The sequence below is a fragment of the Moraxella sp. I5G genome, from assembly GCF_055193055.1.
Map to the genome: position 1 here is coordinate 1 of NZ_JBUXLH010000054.1, position 652 is coordinate 652.

1 pseudogene is annotated in these 652 nt (G+C 39.9%); it reads left to right on the forward strand.

The window, feature by feature from the left end:
• Positions 1–534, forward strand: a pseudogene (locus ACZBKJ_RS09935) (hypothetical protein); the annotation flags it as partial.
• Positions 535–652: the final 118 nt, after the last annotated feature.

Genomic DNA, 652 nt, shown 5'->3' on the forward strand with positions numbered 1-652 from the left:
CTTGTAAATCAAGCACCAGAAGTAGAAACCAAACGTGGCGTAATCAGTCCAACGAAACTGAAAAATGGCTCTATTGATTTGGATTTAACCCCTGCCACCAAGAAACAAGTAGATGACATTGCTAAACATGGTGATAGTGGAGGGTATAAGACAGAAGCCCTATTTGAAGATGTTGTTAAAGAACATGGTGGAACTGTTCTCTCAGGGGGCAAGTATGGCAGTAACAATGGTTATGACCATGTGGTTGTTTTTAAAGACGAAGATGGCAACACTTATTTGACGATGACAGTAGATAGCAAACAACTAAACTCCAAAGGCATCAAACTAGACCCTAAGGCTGCTAGTGACACCATGCAGATGTCTGATGAATGGGATAGGGCTGTATTGGCGAAATTAGATGAGAATAGTGAAGCTCGTAAAGCCATTGAGGCTGCCAAAGAAAGTGGCACTTTAATCAAAGGGGTTGCTTATGTGGATAAAACCACTGGAAAATTAAAGCTAGTGCGTATCGATCCAAAAACACGTAAAAAATAAGGAGTAAATGATGAAAGACATTACCCAAACAGAGGTTTATCAAAAAGCATTAGCACACACCATTCAAAAGGCTAAGTTTAGGGAAGATATACAACGCAAAATTGACTATATCACCCAC